This is a genomic window from Pseudomonas fragi, from assembly GCF_025426255.1.
GTDB lineage: Bacteria > Pseudomonadota > Gammaproteobacteria > Pseudomonadales > Pseudomonadaceae > Aquipseudomonas > Aquipseudomonas kulmbachensis.
The window spans coordinates 1,960,017-1,978,779 of sequence record NZ_CP104861.1; the positions used below are offsets into that span (position 1 = coordinate 1,960,017).

Here is an 18,763-nt window from a genome sequence, read left to right on the forward strand (position 1 = left end):
AGTCCATAATGCCCACCGATTTGCCCCTAGCCATTTTGGAGTCATGGATCAGTGATGTTTGAGATAAAGCCGATGAGCCCCGAAATTTACCGTCAGCAAACCCGTCGCAGTACGTTTTATATCGCGTTGACGTTTGTGGTACTGGCCCTGCTGGTGTCCGGGCTGGCGGTCATGATGCTGGGGGTCGCTGGTGGCGATAACTTCAGCTTGAATCTGGCGGGGGTCATTGTCGCCTTGATCGCGACCCTGCTGCTGGTACGTTACCGGTTTTGGTCACAGCCCTGGATGGCGCCTGCGGTCTACGGCTGGCAACTCAAGCGCAGCCTGATGAAGGTCACCAATGTCATGCATCACGTGACAGCGGGGGTAATGGCGGGGGATGTTGCGGCAATGAAGCTGCTGCGTTTTTATCATTTGGGTGTGACCCAGATGTACCAGCTGGACGCCAACACCAGTGCATTAAGCCAGATGCTGCGAGAAATCGATTTGCACAAGGCGCGTCTTGAAGCGCTGGGTATTGAAACAGAACAGACCCGGCTTGATCCTGCCTGGATTGATGCCGTAAAGCAGTTTGCTCCGCTGAAGTAAGGCCGCGATGGGCAGGCCAGGCGAGGCGCGTGATGACATTCCGCGTTTCGCTTGGCAAGCCCTTTTGGATGGGGTTTAGCTTACGACTCGATAGCACGGCACATAGGCTGCGCCGCCTGGAAGCTTCATGCGGTTTTGTTCAACGAATGCTTGCAGCAGTTTGTCCAGAGGCTTCATCACAGCCGCGTCGCCATGAATCTCGTAAGGCCCATGCTGCTCGATCAGGTGGATGCCTTTCTCTTTCACGTTCCCCGACACAATCCCGGAAAAAGCCTGGCGCAAATTGATTGCCAATTCGTGCGCGGGCATGTCGCGCCGCAGTTGCAGGCTCGCCATGTTGGCGTGGGTCGGGTCGAAGGGGCGTTGAAAGCCTTCGTCGATTTTCAATAGCCAGTTGAAGTGGAATGCGTCATTGCGCTCGCGACGGAACTGTTTCACCGCCTTGAGCCCTGCGGTCATGTGGCGGGCCACTTCGGCCGGGTTGTCGATGATGATCTGATAGTGCTGTTGCGCTTCCTCACCGAGGGTAGCGCCTACAAACTCATGCAATTGCTGCAGGTAGGGCTCGGCCTCTTTGGGACCGGTCAACACAACCGGGAATGGCACATCCTTGTTTTCCGGGTGCATCAGAATGCCCAGCAGGTACAGGAATTCTTCGGCTGTACCGGCACCGCCCGGAAAGATGATCACGCCGTGGCCAACCCGGACAAAGGCTTCAAGGCGCTTTTCGATGTCCGGCAGGATCACCAGCTCGTTGACGATAGGGTTCGGTGCCTCGGCAGCGATGATGCCTGGCTCGGTGAGGCCCAAATAACGGCCGCCGGTCAGGCGCTGTTTGGCGTGGGAAATGGTGGCGCCTTTCATCGGGCCTTTCATCACGCCAGGACCGCAGCCCGTACAGATATCAAGGCTACGCAGGCCCAGTTCGTGGCCGACTTTTTTGGTGTACTTGTACTCTTCGGTGTTGATCGAGTGACCACCCCAGCACACCACGATTTTTGGCTCGACGCCGGGGCGGAGCGTGCGGGCATTGCGCAGCAGGTGAAACACGTAGTCGGTGATGCCCTGAGAGCTGCTCAGGTCGATACGGGGGCTGTCCAGGCCGCTCTGGGTGTAGACGATGTCGCGCAGGGCGCTGAACAACATCTCACGGGTACTGGCGATCATTTCGCCATCGACAAATGCATCGGCTGGAGCGTTGAGCAGTTCAAGACGCACGCCGCGGTCTTGCTGATGAATCCGGACTTCGAAATCCTGATAGGCCTCAAGGATGGTTTTAGCGTTATCGACATGAGCGCCGGTGTTCAAAATAGCCAGTACGCACTGGCGAAACAGCGTGTAGCTGGTGCCTGAGCCAACTTCGCTCAGCTGTTGCACTTCACGTTGGGAGAGTGTTTCCAGACTGCCCTTGGGGCTTACGGAGGCGTTGATGACTTGTCTTTGGACCATTACGGGCTTCCTTGAGCGGGGTCGAAAATTGCTTGGCACAGCCATTGAGTTCATGTCAGCAGTGCAGATTTGCCGAGCGAGGCGTCCCAACTCTCGCGTCTTTAGATTCATCTGCTTTAAGCATAGTAGCCTTCGGGCATGGATTTAGAAGTGCCTGAGGCTCTATCCCGCTACAGTAGCAGCAGTGAGCAGTGCAAAATACGCAGCACCTCTACAAGTCTCTGAAACAGAAAAAGGACAGGTTGATGATTATCACCACCACACACAGCATTGATGGCCGAAAAATCACTGACTACCTAGGGGTTGTCAGCGCCGAGTCGGTACACGGAATTAACGTGGTGCGAGACTTTTTTACCGGAGTGCGCGATTTTTTTGGTGGCCGGTCTCAGACACTGGAACGAGCGCTGAAGGAAGCTCGAGCAGAGGTCACGGATGAAATTCGTGACAGGGCCAGAGCCATGGGGGCAGATGCAATTGTGGGGCTGGATTTTGAAATCAGTATGCCGTCAGGTCGTGGCGGGATGTTGGTGGTTTTTGCCACTGGCACTGCAGTGCGTTTGAACTGAGGGATGAGGATTCGACCGCGTTAACGCGGTCGAAGGGGCTGGTGCCGGCTTAAACCGTTTTGGCCAAAGGCACGCCAGCGGTGGTTTTGGACAGTGCGTCCTGCAGCTTTTGCTCTTGTTCCGGCGACAGGGAGGTACGCAATACCTTGCCCTTGAAGTCTGAATCTTCGAGTTCTTTCAGAACTTTCTCAGGCTGGAACTTGCGCAGCAATACGAACAGGGCGGAGGAGTCGTTGGGGATCGTTTCGCTCAACGACTTGATGAAATCGTCATCAATCCCGTAATCGCTCAACGAACCCGAAAGCGCGCCAGTACCGGCGCCCAGTGCGCCACCGATGGCAAAGCCTGCCAGAGGGTTAAGAAACAACAGCCCGACCAGTGCGCCCCACAAGCCGCCAGTTACCAGGCCAGAAGTAGCCCCAATAGCGGTCAGGTTTACGCTTTGCTTGATATGGATCTTGCCTTCGGCATTGCGCACAACAATGACCGCATCTTCCAGCTCAACCAGGTGCTCTTTGCTCAGCGAAACCATTTTGGTGAGGGCGCGATCAGCTTTTTCGGTGTCTGAAAATCCCACTACGATTAAATCGGACATGTCTTTCATTCCTTGAGGGTACAGGTCCAGCCCGCTGAAGGGCTGAATTGAGGAGGAGTCTCTCAAGACGTCACAACACAAACGCCTTGGCGCGCAGCGGTTCAGGTGCTTTGAGCCTTCTGCGAGGAATGAGCGTGGTCGCTAACCTTGAAACGGTCAAGTCGACAAGACATATCTCTTAACAAAGAGACAGGGCAGCATGGTGGAGATGCTGGGGCGGGAGCAGGTTTTGAATGTTTTGAGGAGGGCTGGCTGAGCAGCCCTGACACTCAAGCCTAGGGCTGATACCTCACAGGCTTACGGCTGATCGTTTTTTTCCGGTGCATTCAATCCGGCCTGGATACGTTGGTAAATCTCTTCACGGTGAACGGCAACATCCTTCGGCGCATTGATGCCGATTCTGACCTGTTGGCCGCTGACACCTAAAATAGTGATCGTAATATCGTCACCGATGTTTATGCTTTCACCAACTTTACGGGTGAGTATCAGCATTTTTTTCTCCTTGATGGCTTTGTAAGGCACGTCTCTGAGACGGTGCGGCTTCGGTCATGACTACAGAATACTGCGAAGTGCGTATAAATGCGCCGCTCATTACAGACGACATGGCCAGAGGTTTGATTCCCAGCATAGGGAAAATTCTCGCGTATGAGCCTTAAATTGGGGCGTATTTGATTTGTTCAAGGAGAGCAAAGGCCGTTGCCCCAGTGATAAAATCGACCCATTCAAACAGACAGGGGAAACGCAGTGCGTAAAGTCATCGTGATGACAGCAATATTGGCCTTGACGGCTTGCGGTCAGGAGTCTAACGATAAAATCCAGCGGGCTAAAGCTGCTTCTGAAGCAACGATGGTTCAGGCCCCCGTTGGTCATTGGGCGTTAGAGATCACTGAGGGCCAGAGAGCGACCATTACTGACACCACCGGAAGGCTTCTTGACAACGGTTTCACTCCTTATATTTTTGAGAGTGGCGGCGTTCAACACTTCTTGATTGGGCCGTTCACCACCGAGGCTCAAGCTGTGCAAGCGCAGGAAAAGATGAAGCTCAAGCGCAAACTCGACGGCATCGAAACCAACGTGATTGAGTTGCCCGCAGCGAACTAAGCCAGTGCAGCGCGTCTCGTAGCAGCCTAAGCGTAGCTGCAACAGGCGCTATTCGATGCGTTGCGCAGGAAATATTTGCTCACTCGGCATCTGTCGAAGAAGCACGACCGCAAGGGCATTGGCCATGGGCAATCACAAGATCGAAATTCGGCGCAGTAATGTCGAAAAAATCCTCCTAGGGGCCGAAAAGGTTTTTGCCGAAAAAGGCTTTGCCGGTACGGCGATGGCGGATATCGCCGCGCAAGTCGAACTGCCACGCTCTAACCTGCACTACTACTTCAGTACCAAAACCGAGTTGTATAGCGCTGTATTGCTGGGTTTGCTCGAGGTATGGAAGCAGGACGCGCTGTGTTTCGAAACCTATGATGATCCGCGTTTGGTGCTCAGCAGTTACATTCGCGCCAAAATGAACCATTCGCGCACACGGCCCCATGGTTCGAAAGTCTGGGCCAATGAGATGATCCACGGCGCCCCGACCCTGGGCCTGGCGCTGGATGCCAGCCTCTATGACTGGGCGAAGATGAAGGAGGCGAAAATCAGCCAATGGGTGCAAGACAAGCGCATCCTGCCGGTGGAACCGTCCAGCCTGTTGTATATGATCTGGGCCTCAACCCAGCATTACGCCGACTTCGACCATCAAGTGACGATTATCAACGACCATCAGCCCTTGTCCGATATCCAGTTTGAACGGGCGCTGCAGACCGTCACCAGCGTGATCCTGCGCGGGATCGGGTTGGAGCCGTAAAATTTAGTGGGATGGAGGGGGTGTAGCAGCTGCCGCAGGAACGAGGCTGCGTTCGGCGGCAAAGCCGTCGTAAAACCTGAGTCTGCGGTCTGTCAGTTAATTCGCGGACTCAGGTTTTACGATCGCTTCGCAATCGAACGCAGCCTCGTTCCTTCGGCAGCTGCTACACCCCCCTGCATTCTACGAAGCCACCCGATACGGATTACGCGGGTCATGGTTCCAGTCCAGGAACGGCAGGCCATTGTTGTAAGGCACCATCTCGATACAAGCCTCGACCGGGCAGGTGATCTGGCACAGGTTGCAGCCCACGCATTCGTCGTCGATTACTTCGTAATGGTGTGTCCCGTCAGGCTGTTTCAAGCTGGCGATGGCCTGGTGCGCGGTGTCTTCGCAGGCAATATGGCAACGTCCGCAGCCAATGCAGGCGTCCTGATCGATTTTGGCGATGACCTGATAATTGATATCCAGGTATTTCCAGTCAGTGGTATTGCCTACAGCGCGTCCGCAGAAGTCATCGAGGCAGGTAAAACCCTGGCTGTCCATCCAACGTGACAAACCGTCTTTCATCTCGTCGACAATCCGAAATCCGTGGAGCATTGCCGCCGTACACACCTGGATCGAGCCACAGCCCATGGCAATAAACTCTGCCGCATCACGCCAACTGCCAATGCCGCCTATCCCACTGATAGGCAAGCCTTTGGTCAGTGGGTCGCGGGCGATTTCAGCCACCATATTCAGCGCAATCGGCTTGACCGCCGAACCGCAATAACCGCCGTGGGTACTTTTGTTGCCCACCGTGGGCAACGCCACCATGTGTTCAAGGTCGACACTGGTGATCGAGTTGATGGTGTTGATCAACGACACCGCATCGGCACCGCCTCGATAAGCGGCCCGGGCGCTGAGGCGTACATCGGTGATATTGGGCGTCAGCTTGACAATCACCGGCAGCGAACAATAGGTCTTGCACCAGCGCGTCACCAGCTCGACGTACTCGGGCACCTGGCCCACCGCAGCGCCCATGCCGCGTTCGGGCATGCCGTGGGGGCAACCGAAATTAAGCTCGATGCCATCGGCGCCCGTGGCCTCCACCAGCGGCAGGATGGATTTCCATGCCTGCTCTTCGCAGGGCACCATCAGCGACACGATCAGTGCACGGTCCGGCCAGTCCTTCTTGACCTGGGTAATCTCGCGCAAGTTGATTTCAAGGGAGCGGTCGGTAATCAACTCGATATTGTTGATGCCTATGACTTCGCGATTCGGCCCGTAGTGAGCCGAGTAGCGTGAAGATACGTTGACCGCGGCCGGGTCCTCACCCAGGGTTTTCCAGACCACGCCACCCCAGCCTGCCTCATAGGCGCGCACTACGTTGTAGGCTTTGTCGGTCGGAGGTGCAGACGCGAGCCAGAAAGGATTGGGCGCTTTGATACCGGCGAATACAATCGAGAGATCGGCCATTTACGCGGCCTCCTGATCAAGCATGAGTTGGGCATGCATGGCTTGCGCGGCCAGCTTGCCGTGCTGCACGGCCTGTACGGTCAAGTCCTGCCCCAGTGACGTGCAATCGCCTCCGGCATAGATTCCCGGAATACTGGTGCGCAGTTGCTCGTCCACCTCGATCCGGTCACCCACGCGCTTGAGCGCTTGTGCCAACGGATCGCCCAGTGCCGCGTTATCAAAAGTCTGGCCGATGGCCTTGAACACCGCGTCAGCCGCCAGTTCGAAGGTTTCACCGGTGGTGACCAGGCGCCCATCCTCAAGCCGGGTACGGGCGAAGCGCATGCCACGCACATGGCCCTTTTTATCCAGTAACACTTCCTGCGGTTGTGCCCAGGTCATGAGTCGCACCTGATTGGCCTTGGCAATGTCCTGTTCGTGCCCGGTGGCGCTCATGTCTTCAAGACCGCGGCGATACACCAGGTTCACCTCGCGTGCACCTAAGCGGGCCATCTGTACCGCCATGTCGATTGCCGTGTTGCCAGCGCCCAGCACAATGCAGCGTTCGGCCAGGGGCAATTGCGTCAGGTCGTCGCTTTGGCGCAGTTCGCGGATGTAGTCGGTGGCGGCCAGCACCCCTGGCGCATCTTCGTGAGGCAGCCCCAATTGGCGACTGGCTGCCAGCCCCAGGCCCAGAAACACCGAGTCAAACTCCAGGTGCAGGTCGCTCAGTTTCAGGTTGTCACCCAGACGCTGCCCGTGGCGCACTTCAATGCCACCGACCTGCAATACAAAATCCACTTCGCGCTGGGCGAAATCATCCACCAGCTTGTATTTGGCAATCCCGTACTCATTGAGCCCGCCGGATTTTTCCCGGGCCTCGAAAATCACCACTTCATGTCCGAGCAGCGCCAGGCGATGAGCGCAGGCCAAGCCGGCAGGTCCGGCACCGACCACGGCGATACGCTTGCCGGTGGGGGCTGCACGTTTGAACGGATGTTCGCTGAACTGCGCATGGTCGACCGCATAACGCTGTAACAAACCGATCAGCACCGGGGCGCATTCCTCGGTGTTATTGCGCACGCAGGCTTGCTGGCACAGCACTTCGGTGGGACAGACCCGGGCGCAACTGCCGCCGAGGATATTGGCCGAAAGGATTTTTTGCGCTGCCCCCTGGACGTTTTCCTGCTGGATATTGCGAATAAACGACGGGATATCTATGTCACTGGGGCACGCATTGACGCAGGGCGCGTCATAGCAATACAGGCAGCGCGAGCTTTCCAATGCGGCCTGGCGCGCGCTGAGGGGCGGCGCCAGGTCGGTAAAGTGGCTCGCCAGCACCTGCGCGTTGTCGTGCGGGTGCGGTAAATGGTTCAGGGACTTGATCACGGTGATTGCCTCACGGTTGTGGGGATCGTCCTGCCTCTGTCGGGCAGTATTGTGCGACTCAGCGCTTAACAGCCACCGGCTGCTGATGCGCGGCGCGTTTTTTCAGCAGGTCGAACACGGCGGGGTAGGCCGGGCGTTCGATATAGCGGCCTGCACCGCGTTCCGCGCGCAGGTCGCCATCGGCCCACACCAGGCGGCCCTGGCTGATGGTATGGCTGGGAACGCCGCGCACGGTCTTGCCTTCAAAAATATTGAAATCGACTTTTTGATGGTGGGTTGTGGCGGAAATGGTGCGCGTACCCAGCGGGTCCCACAGCACCAGATCAGCATCGGCGCCAACCCGGATCGTGCCTTTGCGCGGGTACAGGTTGAAAATTTTCGCGGTGTTGGTGGAGGTCAGAGCGACGAATTCCTGCATCGACAGACGCCCGGTATTGACCCCTTCATCCCACAGCAGCGCCATGCGGTCTTCGATGCCCGCGGTGCCGTTGGGGATCTTGCTGAAGTCGTCGCGCCCGGCGGCCTTTTGTTCGGCACAGAAGCAGCAATGGTCGGTGGCGGTGGTGTGCAGGTTGCCTGATTGCAGGCCATGCCACAGCGCCTCCTGGTGTCCGCGAGGACGGAAGGGCGGGCTCATCACGTAGCCAGCGGCGGTCTGCCAGTCTGGGTGCTGATACACGCTGTCATCGAGTAGCAGATGCCCGGCCAGTACTTCGCCATACACGGGTTGGCCCTGACTGCGGGCGTAGGTGATTTCATCCAGCGCTTCACGGGTCGAGACATGCACCAGATACAACGGCGTGCCGATGGTCTGGGCGATTCTGATCGCCCGGCTGGCGGCTTCTCCTTCAACTTGGGACGGACGTGACAGCGGGTGGGCTTCCGGGCCGGTCATGCCTTGAGCCATGAGCTTACGTTGCAGGTGGTACACCAGCTCGCCGTTCTCGGCATGCACGGTGGGCACCGCGCCCAGTTCCAGGCAACGCTCAAAACTGGCGACCAGGGTGTCGTCTGCGGCCATGATCGCGTTTTTGTAAGCCATAAAATGCTTGAAGCTGTTGATGCCGTGCTGGCTGACCAGTTCGGCCATTTCTTCACTTACCTGCTCGCTCCACCAGGTGATCGCGACATGAAAGCCATAATCCGACGCAGACTTCTCGGCCCAGCCGCGCCACTGATGAAAAGCCTCCAGCAAGGACTGCTGAGGATTAGGGATTACAAAGTCGATAATGGAAGTAGTACCGCCAGCCAGACCGGCTGCAGTGCCACTGAAAAAGTCTTCGCTGGCCACGGTGCCCATAAAGGGAAGTTGCATATGAGTGTGCGGGTCGATACCGCCAGGTATTAGATATTGGCCGCTGCCATCAAGCACTTCGCAGCCTGCTGGAACATCAAGATGGGTCCCGATTGCACGGATGAGACCGTCGGCACAATAAACGTCTGCACAGTAACTTTCATCATGGGTTACAAGCGTAGCGCCACGGATTAACAGTGACATACCGAGATCCTCGCAGGCTGACCGGCTAATACCGGTTCTAAATGTTGTTATTCAAGTTTAGTGAGCAGTTTGCATTCCTGCCACTGGTGACAGGAATAAAATCTAATAGGTTGTCTGGGAATGATCAAACTTTATTTTTGATCTATGTGTTTGATACTAACTTACTGATTAATAAGTAATTTATTTTAAAGTCACCAAAATGATGCACGCCATCACCATTTTGACGCACTTGACAGGAATCAAATATGAGCGAAGTTTCTTATGTTAAATCAGGCGCTTGAGTAGACGGCGAAAGGGTGATGAATCGATAAATTAAATAAGCGTGCACCGTGTTGTTTCGTTTAGCTATATCAAAAAAGCGCTTACCCAACTGCAAATGAACTTAACGGGAATGAGAGTCATTTGAGTAATAAGTTAAAACAGTTAAAAACCAGCGAGTTATACATAATAAAAGCCAGTGTGCGGGGATGAGGCAAGTAACACGGCACAGTTCTTGATTGTGGCTGCCAACACCTGACGGGCCGACGCAGACAAGTGAGTGTCCAGACCAAGAGAGTCACCTTGCGCGAAGGCGCAGGGCCTGACAGCACAACCAGGAACGCCACAACAAGAGAGTGATCGAATATGCAACCGAGCAGATCCCAAGTCACCGAACGTAACGGTTTATACGAGTTGGACCCAGGGCCTGAAGTCCTCGATAGTTCCCGGTACAACCACGATATCGCCCCCACCAAAGTGCATGAGCGCACCTGGAATAAATGGCATATCACTGCCTTGTGGATTGGCATGTCCATTTGCGTGCCTACCTACACCTTGGGCGGAGTGTTGACGGCTTACTTCGGGCTTTCGGTCGGCGAGGCGCTGCTGGCGATTCTGATGGCCAATATCGTGGTGTTGATCCCGCTGACACTGAACGCTTTTGCTGGCACCAAATACGGCATTCCCTTTCCGGTATTGCTGCGCTCTTCCTTCGGCATCATCGGTTCTAACGTTCCGTGCCTGATCCGTGCCCTGGTGGCCTGCGGCTGGTTTGGTATTCAGACGTTATTCGGCGGCCTGGCCATTCACTTGTTTCTGGGCTCGGTGTTCGAGGGCTGGAAAAGCCTTGGTGGCACCGGTGAAGTCATCGGTTTCATGATGTTCTGGGCACTAAACCTGTGGGTGGTGTTGCGCGGTGCCGAATCGATCAAATGGCTCGAAACCTTGTCTGCGCCACTGCTGGTGCTGGTCGGCCTCGGTTTGCTGGTGTGGGCATTGCCCAACGTGTCGATGACCGAGCTGCTGGCCCAGCCGCCCAAGCGCCCTGAAGGCGCCAGCGTGTATGGCTACTTCTTTGCCGGCCTGACCGCCATGGTTGGTTTTTGGGCCACTTTGTCACTGAATATTCCGGACTTCAGCCGCTACGCAAAAAGTCAGAAAGACCAGATTCTGGGGCAGATATTCGGTTTGCCGCTGACCATGTTCCTGTTCGCCGCATTGGGCGTGGTGATGACGGCTGCGTCGGAAAAACTGGTAGGCGTTACGGTGTCTGATCCGGTGAGCCTGATCGGCCATATTCAAAGTCCGGGCTGGGTGGCACTGGCCATGGCGCTGATCATCATCGCCACCCTGTCGACCAATACCGCAGCCAATATCGTGTCGCCCACCAATGACTTCCAGAACATTGCCCCGAAGTTGATCAACCGAACCACCGCAGTGATGTTGACGGGGCTGGTGGGGTTGGTGTTGATGGCCCACGAACTGCTCAAAAAACTCGGTTTGCTGGTCTCTGATGTGAGCCTGGAAACCGTGTACTCGAACTGGCTGCTGGGTTACTCCAGCCTGTTGGGGCCGATTGCCGGAATCATGGTGGTCGACTATTTCATCATCCGTAAGCAACAGCTCGACCTCGCGGGGCTGTACCACGACGGCGTTTATCCGGCATGGAACTGGAACGGATTTATCGCTTTTGGGATTCCCGTGGTGCTGACCTTGCTGTCGTTGGGCAGCAGCGCCTTCAGCTGGTTCTATGACTTCGGCTGGTTTACCGGGTCGTTGCTTGGTGCCGGGATTTATTACGGTTTGTGTCGCTTTAGCAGTCAGCAAGCACAGACCGTCAAAGGCACGGTTTAAAGCCGATCTCTACTACAACTGCCTGAGGAAAACTCCATGAACGCCGTACAAGACCTTCAGCAGCAACGTACCCAAGCCATCAACGGTGAGCGCCTATGGGCCTCGCTGATGGAGATGGCCCAACTTGGCGCCACGGTAAAAGGCGGCGTGTGCCGCCTGGCTTTGACTGACCTCGACCGTCAGGCCCGTGACGTATTCGTACGCTGGTGCGAAGAGGCGAGCTGTACTGTCAGTGTGGATGCCGTGGGCAATATTTTTGCCCGCCGTCCCGGACGCAATCCCGACTTGCCGCCAGTGATGACCGGCAGCCATATCGACACTCAGCCCACCGGCGGCAAGTTTGACGGCTGCTTTGGCGTACTCGCCGGGGTTGAAGTGCTGCGCACCCTTAACGACCTCAATATCGAGACCGAAGCACCGCTGGAAGTGGTGGTCTGGACCAACGAAGAAGGCTCGCGCTTTGCGCCGTGCATGATGGGTTCCGGGGTGTTCGCCGAAAAATTCACCCTTGAAGAAACTCTGGCCAAAATCGATGCCCAGGGCGTGAGTGTCGGTGAAGCTCTGACTGCCATTGGCTATGCGGGCAGCCGCAAAGTCAGCGGCCATCCGGTGGGGGCCTATTTCGAAGCCCATATCGAACAGGGCCCGATCCTTGAGGACGAACGCAAAACCATTGGTGTGGTGCTGGGCGCTTTGGGGCAGAAATGGTTCGACCTCAACCTGCGGGGTGTCGAAGCTCACGCCGGGCCGACGCCCATGCACCTGCGCAAGGACGCCCTGGTCGGTGCCGCGGCGGTGGTTGCTGCGGTCAATCAAGCTGCTCTCGGCCATCAACCCCATGCCTGTGGCACCGTGGGTTGCCTGCAGGCCTACCCCGGTTCGCGCAATGTGATCCCCGGCGAAGTGCGCATGACCCTGGACTTCCGGCATCTGCTGCCTGAGCGTCTGGACTCGATGATTGCAGAGGTTCGCGGGGTGATTGAGGCCACCTGCAAGCAACATGGCCTGAGCTTCGAACTCACCCCCACGGCGGACTTTCCACCGTTGTATTTCAACCCTGACTGCGTCAACGCCGTGCGTGAGGCAGCCAACGAGTTGGGCCTGTCCAACATGGACATTGTCAGCGGCGCCGGGCACGACGCTATTTTTCTTGCCGAACTGGGGCCAGCCGGGATGATTTTTGTGCCATGTGAAGGCGGCATCAGCCACAACGAAATCGAGAATGCCGACCCCAAGGACCTGGCGGCGGGGTGTGCGGTATTGCTTAAAGCCATGCTGGCGGCGTCGAAAGCCGTGGTACAGGCAGGCTGATCGATAATCGACTTGTGGGAGCGGGCCGGCCCGCGATGGCATCGCTGCGATTTGCCTGACAGACCGCGTCGCTTGCATCGCGAGCAGGCTCGCTCCCACTGATACGGGATATACGTCAACCCTTCCAACCACCCCCCAACGCCGTCAGCAATCCCACACTGGCCTGCAACTGCCGGGTGCGCAGGGCTTGTACCTGGCGCTGGGCTTGCAGCGCTGCGGTCTGTGCGGTCACCACATCCAGATAACTCACAGCCCCGGCTTCATAGCTGTTGGTGGCGATCGCTTGGGTGTGTTCGGCGGCATTGGCGGCCGCTTGTTCGTCGAGGCTTTCCTGTTGTAGATCGCGCAACTGGGCGAGGTTATCTTCGACTTCACGCACCGCATGCAGCACCTGGCTGCGATAGTGAGCCGAGGCTTCTTCAAATTCGGCCTTGGCCTGGCGCTCCTGGCCATCGAGCCTGCCACCATCAAAAATCGGCAGGCTGATCAGCGGCCCCAGTGCCCAAAACCGATTACCTGCGGCCAGTAAATTGCCGCTGCCCTGGGTTTGTCCGCCGAGCAGGCCGGTCAGGCTGAAGTCCGGATACCAGGCCGCTTTTGCCACGCCAATTGCGGCGTTGGCGGCAAATACTCGGCGCTCGGCGGCTGCAATGTCGGGTCGGCGTTGCAACAAGGTACTGGGCAAGGTTTGCGGCTGATCGGGCAGGCTTAATCGGTGCTCACTGGCAGCCAGCTGGAAATTGCTGGCAGGCTCGCCCACCAGTTCGCCAATGGCATGTTCAGTCAGGTTGCGCTGGGCGCGCACGTCGTCCAGTTGCGCCTCGGCTTCGGCCAGTTGGCTTTGCGCACGGGTCAAGTCGAGTTCAGAGGCAATTTGCCCCTGATAGCGCGAACGGGTCAGTTGCAGGGCCTGGCTGTAGTCATCCAGCGATTTGGACAGAATTTGCTGTTGCGCATCCAGCCCGTCGAGTTGCACATACAGGCTGGCAAGCTGGTGTTGCAGGCTCAAGCGCGCCACAGCCAGATCATCCGCGGAGGCTTGGGCCTGGGCATCGCCAGCTGCGACCTGATTACGGATTTTGCCCCACAGGTCGAGGTCGAAATTCAACGCGAATCCGGCCGTATTGCTGTTGTACACCGATGGTTGAGTCGTGCCGCGTAAAGGCCGGTTGTCCGATTGACGCTGGCGCAAAGGTTGTCCGCTAGCCGTTATTTGCGGGAACAACCCCGCGTGCAACTGGCTGGCATAAGCCTGCGCCGCATCGAAGTGGCTCAGTGCCGCCGCCAGGTCTGGATTGGCCTTGAGCAATTGCTGTTGCAGGGTGTTCAGGCGTTCATCCTGATACACCCGCCACCACTGGGGCGACAGCTGATCGGCAGGTTGCGCGCTGTGCCACGGTCCGTCGCTGCTTTGCTCACGGTAATGCGTGGGCAAATCCAGGACAGGGGTTTTATAGGTGGGCGCCAGGGAACAGCCCTGCAACGCCAGGGCCAATAACAGGGCTCCACGTTTAAGCCTTGGCTGCATGGGAGGCTCCTGCGTCGGCCAGTTTCACCGGGTCGCCTTCACGCAAGGCGTCGGGCGGGTTGTCGATTACCGTGTCGGCAGCCTTGAGGCCCTGGTCGATCACCAACCGCTCGCCCAGATCCAGGCCGATATGGATGTTCTGCAAATGCACATGGTGCGCACTGTCGAGTACGGCAACCTGGGTGCCCTGGGCGCGGAAGATCAACGCACTGGCCGGAATACTGACGCCGTGGGTGTCCGCCGGGATTGCCAAGGTGGCTTCGGCGTAATCCCCGGGCATCAGGGCGTCGCCGGGGTTTTGCGCTACAAACTGCGCCATCAGGGTGCCCGAACGCTGGTCAATCGAGGTCGAGTTGCCAATCAGGCTGGCGCTGAACGTTTGCCCCGGATGCTCCGGCACGCTGAGTTGCACCTGCATGCCAGGGCGGATCACGCTGGCGTAGTTCTGCGGCACCGGCACGTAAAGGCGTAGTTGGTGGGTGTCGGCGATGTCAAACAGCTCGGTATCGGTGTCGGTGTCGGCCTTGATCAACTGGCCAATATCGGTGTGGCGCGCGGTGATGGTTCCGGCGAATGGCGCGCGAATGGTTTTGTAGGCTTCCAAGGTAGAGAGGCGTGCGTAATCAGCTTCGCCAGCCTGGGCATTGGCCTTGGCTGCGGCAGCATTGGATTGCTTCTCGTCGGCTTCCTGACGCGATACGGAATGGCTGGCCAGCAGGTTTTGCCAACGCGTGGCGGTCGTGGCCGCGAGCCTGGCATTGGCTTGTTCCTGCACCATATGGGCGCGGGTCTGCGCCAGTTGTTGATCGAGATCAGGGCTGTCGATGACGGCCAGTATCTGCCCGGCTTCAACTTTGCTGCCAATATCGGTTTGCCAGCTTTTCAGGTAGCCACTGACACGGGCATGAATTGGCGCTTTGCTCCAGGCTTCCAGGTGCGCGGGCAGGCGCAGGGTGTCGCCGTGGGCGTTTTGCAGCGGTTGGAACACGCTGACAATCGGCAGGGCGGCCGCTTCGGTCCATTGGCTCACCGCATGTTCGTGGCGGCTGCGTGCTGCCAGGCCATTGGCTACCAACAAGGCGGCCAGCGTCAGGCCGCCGATGCCCAAGTACATCAAGCGCTTGCGCGAGGGTTTTTGATCAGACGACATGGGAAGTTTCTCCAGCAACAGCGCGATTTTTTTCACGGCCGTGCACCAGGCTGAACACCACGGGCACGAACAGCAGGGTGGCAACGGTGGCCAGCATCAGACCGCCAATGACGGCGCGTCCGAGCGGGGCGTTCTGTTCTTCTGACAGGGCCAGTGGCAGCATGCCGATCATCATCGCCAGAGCGGTCATGCACACCGGTCTGAAGCGCGTGTAGCCTGCTTCGAGCGAGGCCTTGAGGGCATCGCCATGTTCGGCCAGCCGCTCTCGGCAAAAGCTCACCACCAGAATCGAGTTGGCCGTGGCCACGCCCATGCACAGGATGGCCCCGGTCAATGCAGGCACCGACAGCGAAGTACCGCTGAGAAACAGCATCCACACGATCCCGGCCAAGGCTGCGGGCAGGGCGGTGATGATCACAAACGGATCGACCCAGGACTGGAAGTTGACCACGATCAGCAGGTAGATCAGCACTACCGCGCCCAGCAAGCCGAAGCTCAAGCCGCTGAAGGCTTCATGCAGGGCGTCGATCTGGCCATGCAGGCTGATAGTTGCGCCTTTTGGGCGCAGGTCGGCCGCGCCATCAATGACCTTTTGCACATCCGCCGCCACTGAGCCCAAATCACGGCCTTGAATGTTGGCGTACAGATCCAGCGTCGGCTGGATGTTGTAGTGCGTGACCACGGCGGGGCTTTCAACCCGGCTGATGGTCGCCAGCCCGCCAAGGATTTGTGACTGGCCGTTGCTGCCCGTTATCGGCAAGGCTTCAAGGGCCGGCAGGCTGTCCAGACGGTATTGCGGGGTTGCCGCAACCACCCCGTAAGACACGCCGTTTTGCGGGTTGAGCCAGAAGGTCGGAGCCACCTGAGAGCTGCCGGCCAGAGACGCCACCATGCTGTTGGTGACATCGCGTTCGGTAATCCCCAGGCCATTGGCGCGCAGGCGGTCCACGTTGACTTGCAGCGACGGGTAGCCCACCGACTGCTGAATGCGCAGATCGGCAATCCCGGGCACGTGCTGCAAACGTCGTTGCAGTTCCAGGGCATAGGCGCGGTTGGCCGCGTCGTCACGCCCGGAGATTTTCACGTCCAGTGGTGCTGGAGCACCGAAGTTGAGGATCTGGGTGCTGATATCTGCGGGCATAAAGGCAAACTGGCTGCCGGGGAAACTTTCGGGCAGGGCTTCGCGCAAGCGTTTAACGAAGTCGGCAGTGGGGCTGTGATCTGCCTTGAGCGTGATTTGAATATCGCCGTCTTGTGGGCCGATAGTGCCGCTGCTGCTGTAGGCCATATCGATACCGCTCAATGGAATGCCGATGTTGTCGATCACCGTGTCCAGTTGTTCGGCGGGGATGATTTCGCGGATCCGTGATTCGATGCGGTCGAAGTCGGCGGCGCTTTCTTCGATACGGGTGCCCAGTGGCAAGCGCACATGCAGGGCCAGCGCTCCGGCATCGGTAGCCGGGAAAAAGTCCTGGCCCAAGCTTGGCAGCAGTGCAAACGAGGCCAGCACACAAGCCATAAAACCCAGCAAAAAGCGTTTGCGATTGGCCAGCGCCAGTTCCAGAACACCGTAATAGGCATCCCGCACAGCTGAAAAACGGCGTTCGAACCCCAGCTGGAAATTCAGCAGAGCACGCACCGGCGCCGAGTGCTGTTTGCTGTGCTGATCGCCCTCGTGATGGTTGATGTAGCCGTCTTCCGGATGATGCCCGGCACCTTGCTCCGGCACATGTGGCTTGAGCAGCAACATAGCCAGGGTTGGCACCAGGGTGCGCGACAGAATAAACGAGCTACCCATGGCGAAAATCACCGACAGTGCCATGGGGCGAAACAGGTAACCGGCAATTCCCTGCAACATGAACATCGGCACAAACACGATGCAGATACACAGCAGCGACACGAATGCCGGGCCGACAATCTGTTTGGCGCCATCGAGAATCGCATCGCGCACTGACTTGCCTTGCTCAAGGTGCCAGTTGATGTTCTCGATGGTCACCGTCGCATCGTCCACCAGAATCCCCACCGCCAACGCCAGCCCCCCCAGGGTCATGACATTCAGGGTTTGCCCGCTGAGGGCCAGCAGGGCAATGGCCGAGAGCACGGCCAGCGGGATCGATACGGCGATGATCAGCGTGGAGCGCCAACTGCCGAGAAACAGCAGGATCATGGCGCTGGTCAGCAAGGCGGCAATGATCCCTTCCTGCGCCACGCTGCCCACCGATTGTTTGACGAACACCGAGGCGTCGCCCAGCAGCGAGGTCTTAAGGGATGGCGGCAAGGTTTCATTGATGCGCGGCAGCATCCCGCGGATCCCGTCGATGATGGACAGGGTCGAGATATTGCCGTTCTTTAACGCGGGCATCAGCACGGCGCGATGGCCGTCCACGCGCACAATATTGGTTTGCGGCGGTGAGCCGTCACGCACGTGGGCCACCTGACCGATGGTGATCAGCGCGCCATTCACGGTCTTGATCGGCAGGTCGTTCAGCTCATCGATGGCCTTGGGGCTGTTGTTGAGCAGCACCGTGTATTCATAGGTGCCGAGCTTGGCGGTGCCCACCGGGATGATCTGGTTCTGCGCCGCCAATGCATTGCCTACGTCCTGTGCCGACAGGCCTTTGGCTGCCAGTGCTTGTGGATCAAGATCAAGGGTGATCTGGCGCTGCTTGCCACCCATTGGGGTGGGCATGGCCAGGCCGGGCAGGGAACTGAGTGGCAGGCGGATATTGTTTTGCACCAGGTCGCGGATTTTTGCTTCCGAGAGCGTAGGGCTGGAGAACGCCAGTTGCAGGATCGGCACCGTTGAGGCGCTGTAGTTAAGAATCAGCGGCGGGGTGATACCCGGCGGCATCTGCTTGAGCACGGTTTGTGACACGGCGGTCACTTGTGCGTTGGCGGTACGGATATCGACGCCTGGCTGAAAGAAAATTTTCACGATGCCCATACCGGGCAATGACTGCGACTCGATATGTTCGATGTCGTTGACTGTGGTGCTCAGTGATCGCTCATAGGTATAAATCACCCGTCCTGCCATGTCGGCAGGCGCCAGCCCGGTGTATTGCCACACCACGGCGACCACCGGAATGCCAATGTCAGGGAACACATCAGTGGGAGTGCGCACGGCCGCGAGGGGCCCGATGATGCAGATGAAAATCGCCAGCACGATAAACGTGTAGGGCTTGTGCAGTGCGGTCTTTACCAGCCCGAGCATGCCTGAACCTCCGAGGAGTGGAATTGCAAACCTCGGCAGTCTCCCCGTCCAAACCTAACGATCAGCTTTCAGTAACGTGAAGGTTC

The 18,763-nt window shown here is 57.9% G+C and carries 15 protein-coding genes; 6 read left to right on the top strand and 9 right to left on the bottom strand.

Annotated features, from left to right (window positions below):
• The first annotated feature begins 54 nt into the window (after positions 1–54).
• Positions 55–588 (top strand): DUF3087 domain-containing protein, encoded by a 534-nt coding sequence (locus tag N7D90_RS09035; protein WP_261741836.1) that lies wholly within the window; start codon positions 55–57, stop codon positions 586–588.
• 75 nt (positions 589–663) lie between these two features.
• On the opposite strand, the gene ppnN is transcribed toward N7D90_RS09035, so the two are convergent.
• On the bottom strand, positions 664–2,037 hold the full coding sequence (gene ppnN, locus N7D90_RS09040; RefSeq protein WP_261741837.1) for a nucleotide 5'-monophosphate nucleosidase PpnN: 1,374 nt from the start codon (positions 2,035–2,037) through the stop codon (positions 664–666).
• A gap of 245 nt (positions 2,038–2,282) precedes the next feature.
• Here ppnN and N7D90_RS09045 point away from each other — a divergent pair, with 245 nt between their 5' ends.
• Entirely contained in the window at positions 2,283–2,603 is a 321-nt protein-coding gene (locus N7D90_RS09045) for a YbjQ family protein (protein ID WP_261742408.1), read from the top strand.
• Between the two features lie 49 nt (positions 2,604–2,652).
• On the opposite strand, the gene N7D90_RS09050 is transcribed toward N7D90_RS09045, so the two are convergent.
• On the bottom strand, positions 2,653–3,198 hold the full coding sequence (locus N7D90_RS09050; protein WP_016780418.1) for a DUF1269 domain-containing protein: 546 nt from the start codon (positions 3,196–3,198) through the stop codon (positions 2,653–2,655).
• 297 nt (positions 3,199–3,495) lie between these two features.
• A complete protein-coding gene (csrA, locus tag N7D90_RS09055) occupies positions 3,496–3,690 on the bottom strand; it encodes a carbon storage regulator CsrA (RefSeq protein ID WP_019828915.1) in 195 nt (64 codons plus the stop codon).
• A 252-nt stretch (positions 3,691–3,942) separates the two neighbouring features.
• On the opposite strand from csrA, the gene N7D90_RS09060 reads away from it, so the two are divergent.
• Together N7D90_RS09060 and N7D90_RS09065 are read left to right on the top strand one after the other, a co-directional pair.
• Positions 3,943–4,299: a hypothetical protein gene (locus tag N7D90_RS09060; RefSeq protein WP_261741838.1), complete on the top strand. Its 357-nt coding sequence runs from the start codon at positions 3,943–3,945 to the stop codon at positions 4,297–4,299.
• A gap of 124 nt (positions 4,300–4,423) precedes the next feature.
• A complete protein-coding gene (locus N7D90_RS09065; RefSeq protein WP_261741839.1) occupies positions 4,424–5,044 on the top strand; it encodes a TetR/AcrR family transcriptional regulator in 621 nt (206 codons plus the stop codon).
• 180 nt (positions 5,045–5,224) lie between these two features.
• Here N7D90_RS09065 and preA read toward each other — a convergent pair whose 3' ends face one another.
• From preA to hydA, 3 genes are read right to left on the bottom strand one after another with little or no spacing between them, the layout of a single operon-like run.
• Positions 5,225–6,499, bottom strand: coding sequence for an NAD-dependent dihydropyrimidine dehydrogenase subunit PreA (gene preA / locus N7D90_RS09070; RefSeq protein WP_261741840.1), 1,275 nt, complete (start codon positions 6,497–6,499; stop codon positions 5,225–5,227).
• On the bottom strand, positions 6,500–7,867 hold the full coding sequence (locus N7D90_RS09075; protein WP_261741841.1) for an NAD(P)-dependent oxidoreductase: 1,368 nt from the start codon (positions 7,865–7,867) through the stop codon (positions 6,500–6,502). It abuts the gene before it with no gap.
• A 58-nt stretch (positions 7,868–7,925) separates the two neighbouring features.
• Positions 7,926–9,365 carry a dihydropyrimidinase gene (gene hydA, locus N7D90_RS09080; RefSeq protein ID WP_261741842.1) on the bottom strand — a complete coding sequence of 480 codons (1,440 nt, stop codon included), beginning with the start codon at positions 9,363–9,365 and terminating at the stop codon, positions 7,926–7,928.
• A 624-nt stretch (positions 9,366–9,989) separates the two neighbouring features.
• Here hydA and N7D90_RS09085 point away from each other — a divergent pair.
• The gene (locus N7D90_RS09085) at positions 9,990–11,477 is read left to right on the top strand and encodes an NCS1 family nucleobase:cation symporter-1 (RefSeq protein ID WP_261741843.1); all 1,488 of its coding nucleotides are present in this window, start codon (positions 9,990–9,992) and stop codon (positions 11,475–11,477) included.
• Between the two features lie 36 nt (positions 11,478–11,513).
• The gene (locus N7D90_RS09090; protein ID WP_261741844.1) at positions 11,514–12,788 is read left to right on the top strand and encodes a Zn-dependent hydrolase; all 1,275 of its coding nucleotides are present in this window, start codon (positions 11,514–11,516) and stop codon (positions 12,786–12,788) included.
• Positions 12,789–12,903: 115 nt separating this feature from the next.
• Here the strand turns inward: N7D90_RS09090 and N7D90_RS09095 are convergent, their stop codons facing one another.
• Genes N7D90_RS09095 through N7D90_RS09105 form a run of 3 tightly spaced genes read right to left on the bottom strand, consistent with a single transcriptional unit; the run spans position 12,904 to position 18,677 of the window.
• Entirely contained in the window at positions 12,904–14,316 is a 1,413-nt protein-coding gene (locus tag N7D90_RS09095) for an efflux transporter outer membrane subunit (protein WP_261741845.1), read from the bottom strand.
• Positions 14,300–15,466 carry an efflux RND transporter periplasmic adaptor subunit gene (locus tag N7D90_RS09100; RefSeq protein ID WP_261741846.1) on the bottom strand — a complete coding sequence of 389 codons (1,167 nt, stop codon included), beginning with the start codon at positions 15,464–15,466 and terminating at the stop codon, positions 14,300–14,302. The genes N7D90_RS09095 and N7D90_RS09100 overlap by 17 nt, the downstream gene beginning before the upstream one ends.
• Positions 15,456–18,677: an efflux RND transporter permease subunit gene (locus N7D90_RS09105; protein WP_261741847.1), complete on the bottom strand. Its 3,222-nt coding sequence runs from the start codon at positions 18,675–18,677 to the stop codon at positions 15,456–15,458. Before N7D90_RS09105 ends, N7D90_RS09100 begins: the two co-directional genes overlap by 11 nt.
• Positions 18,678–18,763: the final 86 nt, after the last annotated feature.